Source organism: Pseudoalteromonas sp. BDTF-M6 (assembly GCF_018334135.1).
In the GTDB taxonomy this organism is placed as follows: Bacteria; Pseudomonadota; Gammaproteobacteria; order Enterobacterales; family Alteromonadaceae; genus Pseudoalteromonas.
Map to the genome: position 1 here is coordinate 454,092 of NZ_JAGXTQ010000002.1, position 14,128 is coordinate 468,219.

At 46.1% G+C, this 14,128-nt stretch carries 12 protein-coding genes; 3 read left to right on the plus strand and 9 right to left on the minus strand.

The features are described 5' to 3' along the window. The 3 genes from secF (at position 1) to KD147_RS06485 (ending at position 3,875) form a co-directional block, all read left to right on the plus strand. Positions 1-945 (plus strand): protein translocase subunit SecF, encoded by a 945-nt coding sequence (secF, locus tag KD147_RS06475; protein WP_105253728.1) that lies wholly within the window; start codon positions 1-3, stop codon positions 943-945. Positions 946-1,150: 205 nt separating this feature from the next. Beyond that, on the plus strand, positions 1,151-2,956 hold the full coding sequence (locus KD147_RS06480) for a bifunctional diguanylate cyclase/phosphodiesterase (RefSeq protein ID WP_349304671.1): 1,806 nt from the start codon (positions 1,151-1,153) through the stop codon (positions 2,954-2,956). A 163-nt stretch (positions 2,957-3,119) separates the two neighbouring features. Then, complete coding sequence (locus KD147_RS06485) at positions 3,120-3,875, plus strand: DUF2884 family protein (protein WP_212547352.1); 756 nt, start codon at positions 3,120-3,122, stop codon at positions 3,873-3,875. Between the two features lie 65 nt (positions 3,876-3,940). On the opposite strand, the gene yacG is transcribed toward KD147_RS06485, so the two are convergent. The 9 genes from yacG to nadC all read right to left on the minus strand — a co-directional run bounded on the left by yacG (position 3,941) and on the right by nadC (position 14,113). Beyond that, on the minus strand, positions 3,941-4,180 hold the full coding sequence (gene yacG / locus KD147_RS06490; protein WP_212547266.1) for a DNA gyrase inhibitor YacG: 240 nt from the start codon (positions 4,178-4,180) through the stop codon (positions 3,941-3,943). Positions 4,181-4,244: 64 nt separating this feature from the next. Next, complete coding sequence (pilB, locus tag KD147_RS06495; RefSeq protein WP_212547267.1) at positions 4,245-5,924, minus strand: type IV-A pilus assembly ATPase PilB; 1,680 nt, start codon at positions 5,922-5,924, stop codon at positions 4,245-4,247. Positions 5,925-5,999: 75 nt separating this feature from the next. Then, positions 6,000-6,635, minus strand: coding sequence for a dephospho-CoA kinase (gene coaE, locus KD147_RS06500; protein ID WP_212547268.1), 636 nt, complete (start codon positions 6,633-6,635; stop codon positions 6,000-6,002). Continuing rightward, positions 6,628-7,518 carry a prepilin peptidase gene (locus tag KD147_RS06505; RefSeq protein ID WP_212547269.1) on the minus strand — a complete coding sequence of 297 codons (891 nt, stop codon included), beginning with the start codon at positions 7,516-7,518 and terminating at the stop codon, positions 6,628-6,630. The genes coaE and KD147_RS06505 overlap by 8 nt, the downstream gene beginning before the upstream one ends. Beyond that, positions 7,519-8,742: a type II secretion system F family protein gene (locus tag KD147_RS06510; RefSeq protein ID WP_212547270.1), complete on the minus strand. Its 1,224-nt coding sequence runs from the start codon at positions 8,740-8,742 to the stop codon at positions 7,519-7,521. Positions 8,743-8,839: 97 nt separating this feature from the next. Beyond that, the gene (pilB, locus tag KD147_RS06515) at positions 8,840-10,531 is read right to left on the minus strand and encodes a type IV-A pilus assembly ATPase PilB (protein WP_212547271.1); all 1,692 of its coding nucleotides are present in this window, start codon (positions 10,529-10,531) and stop codon (positions 8,840-8,842) included. Continuing rightward, complete coding sequence (locus KD147_RS06520; RefSeq protein WP_212547272.1) at positions 10,528-12,423, minus strand: sulfatase-like hydrolase/transferase; 1,896 nt, start codon at positions 12,421-12,423, stop codon at positions 10,528-10,530. The genes pilB (KD147_RS06515) and KD147_RS06520 overlap by 4 nt, the downstream gene beginning before the upstream one ends. Before the next feature lie 67 nt (positions 12,424-12,490). Next, on the minus strand, positions 12,491-12,898 hold the full coding sequence (locus KD147_RS06525; RefSeq protein ID WP_502710217.1) for a pilin: 408 nt from the start codon (positions 12,896-12,898) through the stop codon (positions 12,491-12,493). A 372-nt stretch (positions 12,899-13,270) separates the two neighbouring features. Then, complete coding sequence (gene nadC, locus KD147_RS06530; protein WP_212547273.1) at positions 13,271-14,113, minus strand: carboxylating nicotinate-nucleotide diphosphorylase; 843 nt, start codon at positions 14,111-14,113, stop codon at positions 13,271-13,273. Positions 14,114-14,128: the final 15 nt, after the last annotated feature.

The window sequence follows — 14,128 nt, forward strand, 5'->3', positions numbered from 1 at the left end:
ATGCAATTATTAAAAGTAAAAGGCACCTTGCCATTTATGAAAGCACGCAAATTGGCGATGGGTTTCTCCATCTTGCTGATTTTTGCTTCTGTTGCGTCGTTTTTCGTTAAAGGCCTTAACTTTGGTTTGGACTTCACCGGCGGTACCGCCGTTGAAGTCGGCTTCTCGCAACCGGCGGAGTTAAGCAATGTACGTAAAGTACTTGCTGAAAATGGCTTTGCAGAGGCTTCGGTGCAGTTATTCGGTTCCAGTAAAGACGTACTTGTGCGCCTTCCACCTCAGGGTGAAGGCGTAAAGGCCGAAGTGATTGGTAACCAGGTGATGACGGCACTAAAACAAGCCGATGCTGATGCGCAAATGCGTCGCATCGAGTTTGTTGGCCCAAGTGTGGGTGAAGACCTTAAAGAGCAGGGCGGTTTGGCCATGTTAACGGCGCTTATCTGTATCTTGCTTTATGTGGCGATGCGCTTTGAGTGGCGCTTTGCCCTAGGTGCGGTATTCGCGCTTTTCCACGATGTGGTGTTAACCATGGGCTTGTTCTCACTGCTCGGTCTTGAGTTTGATTTAACCATCTTAGCGGCCATCTTGGCGGTAATAGGTTATTCACTCAACGATACCATAGTTGTATCCGACCGTATTCGTGAAAACTTCCGTAAAGTGCGTATCGACGATACCTTGCAGATCATCGATATTTCACTGACGCAAACCCTGAACCGTACCTTGGTAACCTCAATCACCACCATCTTGGTATTGATTGCCTTGTTTGTATGGGGCGGACAGACCATTCACGGTTTTGCTACGGCATTGCTATTTGGTGTGTTCATCGGTACTTACTCTTCAGTATACGTTGCCAGCTCGGTAGCCGTGGCGCTGGGTGTAAGTAAAGAAGACTTGATCCCGGTAGAAGTAGAAAAAGAAGGCGCGGACTTAGACGCCATGCCTTAATCGCCTTTACCGCGATAACTCAAAAAAATGCCGCTTTTAAGCGGCATTTTTTTTGTTAAGGGCTCGACGGGAGAAAACTCTCTCGGAAAAATGGTCGAGCCTTGTTCTGATTCGATGAATATGTGGAAAAATCAACCTTTTCATACAGTTGTCATATTTGACTGCTAGCCTATGCCACCGTTTGTGCTTTTGGTGTAGTAGGCCGGTGAATACGGACTTGATAGCAGAATTAACCTTGATATTGCGGCAGCGGTCGATCACCACCGTATTTCAGCCTATTTTCGATGTGACGAAACAACGAATTATAGGTTATGAGGCCCTAAGTAGAGGTCCGCAAGGCAGCCCTTTACACGCTCCTGCCGTGTTGTTTTCCTGTGCCCAACAGGCACAGAGACTCTCTGAGTTGGAATTACTGTGTCGTGAGACCGCCATTGCAACCTTTGCTGAGTTACAACTCGATGGTAAGTTGTTTTTAAATGTCAGCCCCAATACCTTGCTTGACCCCGCACACCCCAAAGGGCAAACGCTGCAGCTATTGCGAAAATACGGCTTGGGGCCCCAACAGGTAGTCATAGAGCTCACCGAACAAGACAAGGTCGAAGACGCAGATCTCTTGCGCGTAGCGGTGGAACATTATCGCGAACTAGGTTTTCATATTGCCATTGATGATCTGGGAGCCGGTTACTCGGGGTTAAAGCAGTGGTCAGAAATTCAGCCCGATATCGTCAAAATAGATAGGTATTTTATCGATCATTGTGACTTCAGCCCGGTCAAACGAGAGTTTTTAAAATCTATTATCGATCTGGCCAAGGCCACCAACACCCAAGTGATTGCCGAAGGCATTGAGCGTTTTGAGGAATTCCAACTGGTGACCCGCCTGGGGATAGGTAATGTTCAGGGTTACTTTTTGGCGTGCCCAAGTGTCCAACCGGAACGTCACTACCGGCATCAACATATGCACGAGTCATGGCAGGCAGGCGATCGGCGCGACCAGTCCTTAAGTATAGGCTGGTTGGCGGAGGCCAAACAGGTGTTGTGCCAGCATACCAGTTGCCGTGAAGCGCAGCAGTTTTTTGCCGAAGACAAAAGCGTTTTCAGCGTGGTGGTGATCGATGCCGACCGTCGTCCGGTCGGGCTGCTTTATAAAGAGCAGCTCTGTGAGCTATTTGCAACTCCCTATGGGCATGCACTGTATGATAAGCAGCCGGTCAGCGCCCTGATGGATTGCTCCCCCCTGGTTGTTGATGAGAGTGAGGCGCTGGACAGCGTCAGCCAGCAGATCACCGAAGGTGAGCTGGATATTCGCCGCCATATCATAGTGACTCGCAGCCAGGAATATCTTGGGGTGGTGCCTCTGCGCCTGATTCTCAAGCATATGACCGAGGAAAAGGTGCGCCATGCTCAGCATGCCAATCCGTTAACCATGTTGCCCGGGAATATAGCCATCAATGAGGCCATCGAACAACGCCTCCACACGGGCAGCTCCTTTACTTTGGCATATTTTGACCTCAATCATTTTAAGCCCTTCAATGACCTTTACGGTTATGCCAACGGCGATGGCGTAATTAAGTTGGTTGCGGAGCTAATACGGCGCCATACCCAGGCAGTTCCCTGCTTTGTCGGCCATATCGGTGGCGATGACTTTATGGTGGTGTTCGATGATGCCCAGGCGCAGGCAATTTGTGCCGCGGTTCTCGCTGATTTTGACCGCCAGATTGTCAGTTATTTCAGCACCGAGCACACCGCTGCCAAGGGATATTGGAGTTGTGACAGGCAGGGACGGCGCCAGTTTATACCCTTGCTCTCATTGGCGGTTGGGTTAGTATCCCCCGATGTAAACTGCTGCCACAATGCTCATCAGGTCGCGACCTTGGCCGCCGATGCCAAAAAGGAAGCTAAGCGCCAGCTAGGGAGCCATGTGTTTTGCTGTCAACGCCGTAAGCCGGCAGCCCCCTTATATCGCTTACATCAGGATGAACTTGATGCTCAGCGCCATAGCTTAGGGGGTTAGGCGAGCTTATTTTTAAGGCCTGGGCTCATACCAAGCAAGGGGTGTTCATAAATTTAGCTATTTGCTTATTAGCCGCTGTTTGATAATCTGTGCCGCAGTTGAATCGAGGGTTGTTATGAAGCTGCGCTTTTTGGGTTTTACAGTTGGGTTACTGGCCGCATCCATGGATGTTAATGCTCAGGGAGTGGGTGAGCAAAGCACTATGCGTGGGCATTGCGATGTCGAGTTGACACATGGCCTGATCATCACTCAGGATACCATCCGCATCGTCGATAATAATCAAACTCGAGTACAGATAAATCAGGGTAATCAATTGCTGGTACGAGGCCAGTGGATTGAGCTCGATGCAGCGGAAACGGAAATTCTTGAGCAATACAACCAGATGATCCGCGATACCGTCCCCGAATTGGTAGAGCTGGCCACTGATGGCGTTAATATCAGCCTGAGCGCGATAGAGAATGTGGTTAGCGGCCTTTCAGACAAAGAGCCTGAGGTGCTCAAAGCACAGCTTCAGTATGTGGAGCAGGCGTTACGTAATAAATTCAAACGGGGTGATGACTTCTTTTATATAGCCCCCCAATCCTTGTCTAAGCTCGACGATTTTTTTGCCCAGGAAGTATCAAAAAAGATTCATACCGCCATTCAGGGCTCGCTTGGCGCCATGTTGGTGGCATTAGGGGATGCGCTCGATTCCCGCGAGGGCAACATTGAGGAGCGTATCAGTGATGTTGGTGCGCGCATGGAAATCATTACCGCAGAAATCGATAAGTCTTTGCAAAAGAAAGCCGAGCAGTTGGCAATGAAGTCGGAAGAATACTGCAATTGCTTGAATATGCTTAACAACACCGAATCCAAGCTGCAAAAGCTGGTCCCCGAGTTAGCCGACTTTGACTTAGTGAAAATTAAGTCAGATAGCTAATACCGGGTACCACTAAAGCTGGCAGACCTAGAAAACGGTCTGCGCCCCAGCTTGAGACACCGCCCCTATTTTTTAAAGAAACTCTCTTCATTTTGGGCCAACATGGCTTCAACTTCTTCGATAAAAGCACTGGCGTCCGCACTCTGAGGCTCATTACTTAGAGGCGTGGAAATGCTGTTTGACTCGGAAGACCATTCTCCCAAATCTATGAGTTGGCAGCGTTTGCTACAGAAGGGTCGGTAAGGACTTTGGGGGCCCCATTCGACTTCTTTTTGACAGGTAGGGCAGTTTACTTTCGCAGGCATCTACACTTGCTCCGCATATTCTTAGATGCGAGCAAGTGTAGCTAAGCACGACGACAATTGAAAGTTACATCAGTGTAACCCGATTTATTTCGGTCAGAGACGTGATGCCTGCGGCAGCCTTGTGCAGTCCTGATTCCCTAAGCGTGGTAAAGCCGTCCTTTATGGCGATCTCCTTTATCTCCATAGAGGTGGCGCCGTTCATAATAGCCTGAGAGATTTTTGGGCTGATCGGCAACAGCTCGTATAGACCTATACGGCCCTTATAGCCTTCGGTGCACTCATCACAACCGACGGCTTTATACAGGGTCAGGTTTGCGATTTCTTTTTCGCTGTAGCCTTGGTTCAGCAACTCGTCGACCGGTAATTGCTCTGGCTCCTTACAGTGCTTACACAGTCGTCTGGCAAGACGTTGGGCTATGACCAGGGTCACCGAGCTGGCGACATTATAGGCGGGCACACCCATATTAAGCAGCCGGGTAATGGTTTCCGGCGCCGAGTTGGTGTGCAGGGTTGATAACACCAAGTGACCCGTTTGTGAGGCCTTAATGGCGATTTCGGCGGTTTCCAGGTCTCGCACCTCGCCCACCATCACCACATCTGGGTCTTGGCGTAGGAACGCGCGCAGGGCGTTGGCAAAGGTTAGAGCGGCCTTGGGATTAATTTGTACCTGGTTAATGCCTTTAACGTTGATTTCCACCGGGTCTTCTGCGGTAGAAATATTGCGTTCGGCCGTATTTAAAATGCTGAGGCCGGTGTACAGGGACACCGTTTTACCCGATCCGGTAGGTCCGGTAGCGAGGATCATGCCATAGGGTTGGGCGAGGGCTTGCAAATATAATTGCTTTTGCTGCTCCTCAAAGCCCAAGGTGTCGATCCCCAGGGTGATATCCGAGGCGTCGAGTACCCGCATTACGATTTTTTCACCCCAGAGTGTCGGCAGGGTGCTCACACGGAAATCTATCTTACGATGCTGCGACAGACTCAGCTTAATACGTCCATCCTGAGGCTTACGCTTTTCGGAGATATCCAGCTTGGCCATTACTTTAATACGCGCGGCGAGACGATTGGATAAATTAAACGGCGGATGGGCCATTTCATGTAAAACACCATCGATGCGAAAGCGAATGCGGTATTCGCCATCATAGGGTTCAAAGTGCAGATCCGAGGCCTCGCGATGAATGGCATCACGAAGGATTTTATTGATGTAGACAATGATGGGGGCGTCGTCATCTCGGGTTTCATGCTCATCGGCTGCATGATCGTCGTCTTCATGATGGATTTGGCCTAGGTCTTTTGCGTCTTCCTCAGAGATTTTTAAGGCATGGGTGGCATCGAATAGGTTTTCGATTATTTTATCGATTTGCTGATAATCACAGAGCACCACATCACATTGCATGCCAGTACTGAACTCGTAGTTTTCCAGCGCCCCGTAGTCGGTAGGGTCGGAAACGGCCAGCATCAGCCTATTCCCCTTTTGCGCTAAGGGAATAACGTGATGGCGGCGGATCAAGCGCTCTTTGAGCAGGCTTTTATCTATGCTTTGTTCATCAAACTGGCTGAGATCAAAATAGGGAACCCGAAAGAGTTCAACGCACTGAGTTAAAAGTTCATTTTGACTCATATTACTGCAGCGCACGATAAGTTCGGCGGCACTGCGACAACGATCCTGCTCAAGCCTCACCTTGTCATTATCAAGGCGCCCCAAGGTTATAAACTTTCGGATCAAAGGAGAGTTAATGTTCATATATTACCGATATAACGCAAGCTAGATGTAATTATAATAAGCTTTTAACAAACTAAGTTATTACAGGTTATATCGTTATTGTTGCTTATCTGGACGAGATTGCAACTTAACTATGTTTAAATAACTGTAATGATAGCGCTGCACCTTGACTTTCAGTGCCGCTAATGTGCCGGAATTACTAATAATATCATCGGCTTTTTTTACTTTGTTGCTACGACTCATCTGCGCGGCAATGATGGCCTTTGCCGCTTCTAATGGCAGCTTATCACGTTCGCAGGTGCGCGTTAATTGCAACTCTAATTGCACGTCAATCAATAATGTACGCTGACAGTATTTTTCCAGCCCATTTTCGAACAGCAGTGGCGCCTCTAAAATTACGTAGGGGCTTTGCGCATTGGCGAGCTGAGTGAGCATCTCGGTGCGGATTTGTGGGTGGAGTAGGTTGTTGAGCCACTGCTTCTCGTTGTTATCGCTAAAAATGATTTTGCGTAGTTTGGCTCTATCAAGGGCGCCTTTATTATCGATAATGGCTTCCCCGTGGCGTTTAACTATGGCTGTTAACGCCGGACTGCTCGGCTCGACAACCTGGCGGGCAACCTGGTCGGCATCGACAACCTCGATGCCGAGTTCGGCAAAAAATTTACTGGCACTTGATTTACCGCTGCCAATACCACCGGTTAAGCCCAAGACCCAAGGATGTGTGTTAGCCAAGAACCATACTCATATAGCTTGCCTGTATTTGCTCACCCCAGAGCATGGCTATCCAGCCCGCGATGGCAATATAAGGGCCAAAGGGAATTGGAGTGGCCTTATCGCGCCCTTGAATTGTCAGTAAGATAATACCCAGTACTGCACCAACCACGCTGGAGAGCAGGATAATCATGGGCAAAGCTTGCCAACCCAGTAAGGCGCCAAATACCGCCATCAATTTAAAGTCGCCATATCCCATGCCCTCCTTTCCCGTTACCAGTTTAAACAACCAGTAAACGCTCCAAAGGCTTAAATAACCGGCCGCAGCACCGATAATAGCCTCGCTAGGGGGGATTGTGATGCCTAGAACGCTGGCCAAAAGCGCTAACCAGAGCAGTGGCAGGGTAATTTGATCCGGCAACAGCATATGGTCGATATCGATAAAGGTCAGGGCCACCAGACACCAGGTCACAGCAATATAGAGGAGTGCCAGTTCGCTGGCGCCTAGTTGCCAGGCAACTAGGGTTCCTAAGAGTGCGGTGGTGAGCTCTACGGCAGGATAGCGCACCGAAATCGGGTTTTTACATTTGGCGCATTTGCCGCCGAGCAAAAGCCAGCTTAGAACGGGAATATTTTGCCAAGGCTTTATCTTGCTTTTACACTTAGGGCAGGTGGAGCTTGGCGTAATCAAGTTGAAAGTGCCTTGGTTGTCCTCAGCATCTCCTTGAGTCAATTTATCCGCCAACAAGAGCCGGCATTCTCCTTGCCATTGCGTTTGCATCATTTTTGGCAGTCGATAGATAACTACATTTAAAAAGCTGCCAATAGCTAAGGACACGAAAAAAGCCGTGGTATAAAAAAACCACGGCTGCGCTTGCATTAAGCTTTGTACTTCTGAAAACATTTAGATTACTGAACCTAGTTGGAATATTGGCAGGTACATGGCGATGATTAAGCCACCGATTAACACACCTAACACTGCCATAATCATGGGTTCAAGCAGGCTGGATAGGCCATCAACGGCATCATCCACTTCCTGCTCGTAGATGGTGGCGACCTTGGCAAGCATATCGTCTAATGCACCAGATTCCTCACCTATGGCGACCATTTGAATTACCATATCAGGGAAAATATTGGAATTACGCATGGCCCAGTTCATAGGGTTACCCGAGCTGACTTCTGCTTTAATTTCTAGAATGGCATCACGATAGACGGCATTACCTGAAGCGCCCGCTGCAGAGTCTAGGGCATCAACCAAGGGCACACCAGCGGCAAAGGTAGTCGACAGGGTACGGGCATATCGGGCGACCGCGGCCTTATTCAAAATCATGCCGATAACAGGGATTTTTAAAATATAGGCATCGACTTTATCGCTAAAGTCTTTATTGTGCATACGGGCTTGAGCAAAAAGATAGCCGCCAATTACCACAACTAGCAAGGCAACCCACCAGTACGCCTGCATAAACTCCGATATACCGATTACCATTTGTGTAAAGGGTGGTAATTCAGCCCCAAAGCCAGAGAAAATTTCTTCGAACTGAGGCACTACAAAAATCAAGAGAATGGATGTTACTATAATGGCAACAATGATTACTGCTATGGGATAGAACATTGCTTTTTTGATTTTGGACTTAAGCGCTTCTGCCTTTTCTTTGTACAAGGCAATACGATCAAAAATTCTATCAAGGGCACCGGACTGTTCACCTGAGGCAACCAAGTCACAGTAAAGATCGTCAAAATATTTAGGGTGCTTACGCAGTGCAGAGCTCAGTGGGTGACCGGCTTTAACCTCTTCACCTATATTTTTGAGTAAATTTTTTACGCTGGGGTTTTCCGAGCCGTCGGCAATCATGTCAATGGCTTGTACCAAGGAAACACCTGCTAATAGCATGGTGGCTATTTGGCGTGTTAGCACCGCGATATCTTTTGGGATAATTCGTTTTTGGCCACCACCAAAAAGCGACTTGGGCTTGCGCTTTACCTTAGAGGGGGTGATGCCCTGCTTACGCAGCTGCGCCTTAACTAGAGCTATACTGGTGCTATTGAGTTCACCCTCAAGCTTTTTACCTCGGGAGCTAACCCCTACCCATTGGAAGGTGTCCATCTGACTTTTTAGTTGTTTTGCCATTATTCTATCCACAATCCTGTTGTACTAGACTAATAGTAACACGGTGGTTACGTTTCGCTTACTTTTAGTGTAGAGCATTAAGGTTTAAATTTGTTATCTACGCATTGGTAACACGGTTTATTTCTACCAAGCTGGTTACCCCCTGGGCCACCTTCTTTAGGCCTGAGGCGCGAAGGTTATTAACGCCTTCTTGGGTTGCGACCTGGGCAATTTCTAGGGAGTTGCCACCACGCATAATAATTTCCGCTATTTTCGGAGTAATGGGCATGACCTCGTAAATACCCACCCGGCCTTTATAACCTTCGGTGCATTCATCACAGCCTTTAGCCTTGAAAATAGTGAGCTCAGCCAATTGCTCATAAGTGAAGCCTTGCTTGATAAGCTCTTCCTGGGGTAATTGTTCTGGCTCTTTACAGTGATTACATAGACGTCGTGCCAGACGCTGGGCGATAATCAAACTGACCGAGCTGGCGATATTATAAGAGGGCACACCCATATTCATTAAACGAGTCAGGGTCTCCGGCGCAGAGTTGGTATGCAGGGTAGAAAGCACCAGGTGTCCGGTTTGTGCCGCTTTAATAGCGATTTCAGCGGTTTCTAAGTCTCGTATCTCACCCACCATGACCACATCCGGGTCTTGACGTAAAAAGGCACGTAAAGCATTTGCGAAGGTCATATCCGCACGCATATTAATCTGCACCTGGTTAATACCTTCCAAGTTGATTTCTACCGGGTCTTCGGCGGTTGAAATATTGCGCTGGGCGGTATTGAGTATATTTAAGCCGGTATACAGAGATACGGTTTTACCCGAGCCGGTGGGGCCGGTCACCAATATCATACCCTGGGGTTGGGCTAGGGCATCTAAATATAATTTCTTTTGCTCAGCTTCGTAACCCAATACATCGATGCCTAGCATAGCGCTTGAGCTATCAAGAATACGCATTACGATTTTTTCACCCCACAGGGTGGGTAGGGTACTGACCCGGAAGTCGATGCTTTTTTTCGCGCTAATTTTTAGCTTAATGCGTCCATCCTGAGGCTTGCGCTTCTCCGCAAGGTCCATATGGGACATAACCTTAATACGGGCGGCAATACGGCTTTCCAGGTTAACTGGTGGCGAAGCAATTTCATGGAGTACGCCGTCGACGCGAAAGCGAATGCGGTAGCGTTTTTCATAGGGCTCAAAGTGCAAATCGGAGGCGCCACGCTTAATGGCATCCATTAAGATCTTATTGATATAGACGATAATGGGGGCATCGTCTTCCTTGCTATTGACGTCGGTAGTAAGGCTTTTCTTATTACTACTCTCATCTGATTCTACGCCTTCGAGCTCCTCCATATCACTTTTTGTTAATCCTAGGCTGGAAGAGCCATCAAACAAAGAGTCGATTGCTTTCTCTAAATAGTCATAGCGGACAACCACAGGTTCGGTTTGCATACCGGTATTAAATTCATAGTCTTCAAAGGCGCTAAAATCTGTTGGATCAGCAGTTGCCAAGTATAGTGTTTTACCTTCTACGGCGATTGGTAGTAGCTTATGCTTCTTGATAAGCTTTTCATTTATATATTGTTCGTCAGGGAAATAAGCCGGATCAAACTGCGAAAGATCAAATTGAGAAACGTGAAAAATCTGACTAGCATGAGCCTGAAGCTGTTCTGGTTTCATTTTCGCTAAATTGCACAAAGTTTCAGCTAAACTAGAGTGAGCTTCTGTGCTTGAGCTTAACATTGAAAGCTCAAATGCGCCTAGGTTGGCTAGTCGTCGAGCTAATGGTGAGTTAGTATTCATTCTGAGAGCTTATTTTCTTGGATTTCATTATCTTGAATAGATAAATTTCGACTAAAGTACTGTAATGTTTTTTCCAATAAATGTTGAGTTTTTTCACTGTGCAAATGCGATTTATCAAACAGGATTGCTTGTTGGGTGTTCATGTCAGTAATGAAAACTTGTTGATTTTCCATTATTGAGACCATCAAAGTTCCTTGGATTCCACCAAATTGTTTCGAATTCACGGCGTCTTGGTACTTCTCTTCTTTGAAAACTAACTGTCCAAGGGAGTTCACCTTATACATTTTCAGGTTTTTATTGATGGTTACTGATTCATTAATGTTTCCATTTGCATCAAAAAGGGGCTTCAAAGAGCTTTCGAGAGGTATAAATCGATCTTTATCTACTTTGGAGAAAACCTGTCCATCAAATTGGCTCACATTTTTTTCTCCAAGGCAGCTAAGTATAGTAGGGCTTAAGTCAGCTAAAGAATAATTTACTTGTCGATCAATAGCTGTGAGAGCTTGGCATTTGAAGGTTGACTCAAAAGCATTTAAGGTTTTGTATTGAGTTAAAGACATTATATTTGTTCCATGCCCTAGGGTTCTTGTATTGATTTCCGATAATGTAAATACTCCATCTTTATCTCTGCCAAAGCTTTCTCCATGATCTGAAATTAGAAAAAGCATAGAGTTGTCAAGAAAACCAGAGGTGTTCATATAATCATATAAATCTTGAACTTGCTTGTCGGCTATTCGTAGCATGTCAAAGTATTTATCCTCTATGCCCTTGGAAGAATAGGATTCCTTATACTTATATGGCCAATGAGGAAGAGTAAAGTGGGCTGCTACAAATATCGGCCCGCTTTGATTTTCGATAGTACTAATAATTTGTTCGTTAAAGTTTTGTGGTTGATACGTCTTCCAGTTAGCCCTGTTATATACATAATATGGAGCTATATTGCCAATAACTGTGTAATTAGAGAAAAGTGCAATATGGGGAATGTCTACCAGTTTTGCTAGCAAAAATTCTAAAGCGGTGGCAGGGGGGCCTACAACAGCATCAAATCCATATCGCTTCCCAATGTTGTTAAATCTTCTTTCATCTTGGGCGTATATGGTTGTATAGCCCCGCTTTTTTAACTTGTGGGTAATGAGTGTCTGAGTATTAAGTCGTTTAAAATCAGTTAAATTTAACCTAGCTCCACTATTAACCGGATATAACCCTGTCAGTATGCTTACCCAGGACGGAAAGGTTCTTGCGTTACTTGTATATGTATTTGGTAAATAGGTGTTCTTTTGAATAAATGAACTGATAAAAGGTGTGTTTTCACTATTTATATCACTGATGTTAAGGGAGTCTATTGAGAGAATAACAATATTGGGGTGTGTGGTGATTTTGTGTACCTTGTTGTTCTTATTGAATTTTATGTTGGGTGAAAATAGGATACCGCAAAAAATCAGTAGTAAAGTTAATTCCCGTTTTTTAATTCCATACAAAACTACAGCCATGAATATGGCGGCAACGACATAGATGAGCGTCTCGTTTTTCTTCAGTTCAATTGAGCTGAAGTGTAAATTAGGGAATGTGAATGAAGAAAGTGTCAAAATAATAAAAGAGAATGTAATGACTGATAAAAAGTCGCAAGAGCCTTGAGAAAGCCACTTAGAGGTTAGTTTGTGTAAGGAGTTGCTAAACCTTAATGTAACAACAGCGCATACTATTGAGATTGAGCAAAGGAAAAAGATAAACTTTAATAACTCTACCCAAAAAGGCAAAGATGTCAAAGCGTCATACCCAAGTGTTCCTTTAAAAACTGATCTAGTATCAATAGCGCGGGCAAGCTCAAAAGTGAAGTAAATGTAGGTTACAAGTAAGACGACACAAATATGTGAAAAGAAGTGTTTAAGCATTGTAGATTGGAGTTGTCACTAATGTAATGGGAGGATAAACCTCCCATTAATTTTTGGAGTTAGATTACTAACGGCATTCTGAAGGAACGTATTTTACGTCAGAAGTTGTAGTACATGCCCAAGCGATACCTGCACTACCATCTGTAGGAGTAAGTGTAAGTGCTACAGTAGCTGGTGTAGTGCCTGTCTCAACAGAAGCACCAATTGCACCTGTACCAACAGTACAGCTAACAGTAGTGTCACCGATAGTACCTGTGTTTACACCTGCACACGGAGCAGTACCAGTTGCCAAGTTTTCTGATACTGTTGCCTTAGCACCAGAAGCCTGAACTAGGCCTTCAGATACTTTTGCGCGGATAGTGTAATCTTTGTACGCTGGCAACGCGATAGCTGCAAGAATACCGATGATCGCAACTACGATCATTAATTCAATTAGGGTGAAACCCTGTTGTTTGTTGTGAGTCATTTTTTCCATTTTCCTCTCCTAAAGGATTTTTTGGGCAAAGTTAAGGTAACCAGAGCTACTGCTTTAATCTAGTTTAGCGCCGGTTGGTTTTCAATGTTAATAGCTTTAAATAATTTTAAAAGTCATTAACACAAAAAATGCCGGCACCGCTAATGTTCGGTTAAATTGTAGCCTAATTTTAAGGAGCTACGAACTTAACCCGCATTTTTTAAAAGTGTACGCTGCCGATGTTACAGTTTCATTGATTTATAACAAAGTATTACTTTATTTTATAAACCTCATTCTTTGAAACTAGATGCTATCACGGTGATTTTATTTTGGGTAGCCCTTTTTATAACATTGTGTAACATTTGTATCGGCGTCAAATTGCTTGGATCTATTTTAGAAACGCATTGATAAATCAATAGCTTTGATATGCTTGGTGAGGGCGCCGCTGGATACAAAGTCAACGCCGACGTTAGCATATTGTTGCAAAGTTTCGAAGGTGATATTCCCGGACACTTCCAGTTTGGCGCGGCCTGATGTGCGCTCTACCGCGGTGCGTACATCGTCCAGCGAAAAGTTGTCGAGCATAATGATATCGCTGCCCGCGGCCAGCGCTTCATCTAATTCGCTGAGGTTTTCTACTTCCACTTCCACTGCTTTTTCTGGATGGTTTTTGCGCGCTTGAGCAATGGCCGCACTAATACCGCCACAGGCACTGATGTGGTTTTCTTTAATTAGAAAGGCATCGAATAAGCCGATGCGATGATTACGCCCGCCGCCGCATTTTACCGCATACTTTTGCAGCGCGCGCAGGCCGGGAATGGTTTTACGGGTATCTAAGATTTCGGTGTTGGAACCCGCCAGTACTTGGGCATAGCTGTGAGCCGCAGTAGCAGTGGCACTAAGGGTTTGCACAAAGTTTAGAGCGGTGCGCTCGGCGGTCAGTATGGCTCTGGCATTGCCTTTGGCGGTGAATAGAAGCTGATCCGGACTCATTTGTTCGCCGTCGGCGATATAAAAGGTCAGCTCTACACTTGGGTCAACCTGTTGAAATACTTCGATTGCCAGGTCTTTACCACAGAATACACCAGCTTCACGGGTGATCACCTTGGCATCGGCTTGTTGCTCGGCGGGGATAAGTTGCGCGGTGATATCGCCCTCAAGGGCGCTTTGTCCGTCTAAATCTTCCGCAAGTGCTTGCGCCACCAGGCGGGTGATAAGTTCTGGAGTTGGGGTCATAAATTATTACCTATG